This window comes from Anaerosporobacter sp., from assembly GCF_965301125.1.
Genome location: NZ_CBDLAM010000344.1, coordinates 1 through 2,151, shown reverse-complemented (window position 1 = coordinate 2,151; position 2,151 = coordinate 1). Strand labels below are relative to the sequence as shown.

General features: G+C 33.0%; 2 protein-coding genes. Both read right to left on the bottom strand.

Annotated elements, in window-relative coordinates; genetic code table 11:
- Nucleotides 1-1,334: B12-binding domain-containing radical SAM protein (locus ACW2QF_RS19735; protein WP_455717725.1), on the bottom strand; the 1,334-nt coding region annotated here is incomplete at its 3' end.
- 27 nt (nt 1,335-1,361) lie between these two features.
- Nucleotides 1,362-2,036 (bottom strand): ABC transporter ATP-binding protein, encoded by a 675-nt coding sequence (locus ACW2QF_RS19730; protein WP_455717724.1) that lies wholly within the window; start codon nt 2,034-2,036, stop codon nt 1,362-1,364.
- Nucleotides 2,037-2,151 lie beyond the last annotated feature (115 nt).

The following is a 2,151-nucleotide window of genomic DNA, read 5'->3' as shown; positions in this document are numbered from 1 at the left end:
ATACACATGCTCTTTCCTACCCAATGATCACATTCCATATAAGTAGTTAGTTCCTCTACATTATTATCAAAGAAATTAAATGACCTGCGATAATTCAACGAATACGTTAATACATCATAATCTTGTGTAAACAATCCAACAGTATCTAGTTTATCAAAACTACTCCCTAATACACGCCCTAGAAAATTGAACTTTACAGCACTATCGAGCAGATTATGTTGTTGTAAATATTCTATATTTTTTAATACATTTGGAATTGTAGTATACGGTGTAAACATAATAAATCCAGGAGATACGCATATGTTCTTTGATTGTAGATATGTAATAGTTTTGCAATTTTGCGTACAACTAGTACCTTTGTTAAAGAATTTCAATTCGTCATCACAAAAATTTTCAACACCAAGAAAAACCTCAGTCAAACCTGCTCGAATTAAGTATTCAAAAAGTTTAGGCTCTACATCATTAACCCGGCAACTAATCATAAACCGGATTTTCAAATTTCTACGAATTATTTCATTGGCAATATCAAATGCTCTTTGTCTTCCTCTAATACCAAATCCCATAAAATTATCGTCGACAAACATAAAAAGTTGTGGATTATACTTATTTTGTAATATCTCCAGTTCATCCACCACATTGACTGCTGAACGGCACCTCCATACAGGTCCTTCTGATTGATAAAACGCTTTTATGCTACAAAAATTACAAGTACCATAACATCCTCTACTACTATAAACGTTAATTGTTCGTATTTTCTTTCCTTGTTGCATTTTTTCATCTAAAAAATCACGATCAGGAAATGGTAATGCATCAAGGTCTGCAATTAATTCTCTGTTAGGATTTACAATAATTTGTAACTTCTCTTTATAACAAATTCCTTTGATATGTCTCCATTCTTTCTTATCCAGCACACATCTTACCAATTCCAAAAGAGTTTCCTCACCTTCACCTCGGTTGACACTATCTAATTCAGGTATACTCTGCAATAGTTCTCTATACGCACCATTACTAAAGTGTCCCCCCACAGTCAAGTGAATCTCCTTGTTCATTTTTTTTATTTCCTTGCACAAATCCTGTAGTATATAATACGAAAAACTAAAAACCGAAAATCCAACCATCTGATAATTATTATCCGAAATAATTTCCTTTAATATCTCTGTCTTCCTCATTTTATTTCTATGTGCATCTATTAACTTAACTGTAAACCCATTTCTTCTTAACACAGAGGCAAGAGACTCAATTCCTAAATGCTCCTCGTAATCTTTTACCTCATGAAAAACATGTTCTTTATTAAAGGAAAACGGTAAATTTATTAATAAAACTTGTTCCCCCATTTTATTCTCTCCTCTTCAATGGATCATTTATATTTCATCCGATAACCTTCCATCTTTTACACGTATTATACGATCTGTCATTTTAGCAATCTTAGAATCATGTGTTACCATCACTATTGTAATCTTTCTTTCATCTTGTAATTTTCTTAACAAATTAATTATTTCAAGTCCAGTTTTACTATCCAAGTTTCCTGTCGGTTCGTCAGCTAGAACAATACTGGGTTCATTTACCAATGCTCTAGCAATGGCAATTCTCTGACATTCTCCTCCAGACATACAATTTGGAGTATGGTTTAAGCGATGGCCCAATTCAACACACTGTAACATATCCTTTGCTCTTTTAGTGCTTTCTTTTGCTGATATATCTGGGTTATACTGCATTGGAAGTTCTACATTCTCGATTGCAGTACGATCCGTAAGCAAATGAAATCTTTGAAATACAAAACCAAGCTTTTGATTTCTAATTCTTGCCACTTCTCTTTCATTCAATTCTGCTATATTAATTCCATCTATTTCAACAAAGCCAGAAGTTGGTTTGTTCAAACACCCTATAATACTTAGTAATGTAGATTTTCCAGAACCTGATGGACCCATGATAGAGACAAACTCCCCTCTTGGTACTTCTACGGTTATTCCATGAAGAATTTCAATTTCGTTTTCACCCTTACTGTAAGTCTTTTTAACATCTATTACTTTAAGCATAGTTTTCCTCCCCTTATGGAGTAATTCAAAAGCTCTTCCAATAATTTTTCCTTAATAACCCTCGTTTCCGTTATATCTTTTTGTGTTATTCCATTCTGCATAAAGAATAAAGAAA

Bases quoted from the DNA above. Each gene is read 5' to 3' on its own strand.
- ACW2QF_RS19730 (WP_455717724.1), bottom strand. From the start codon at position 2,036: ATGCTTAAAGTAATAGATGTTAAAAAGACTTACAGTAAGGGTGAAAAC.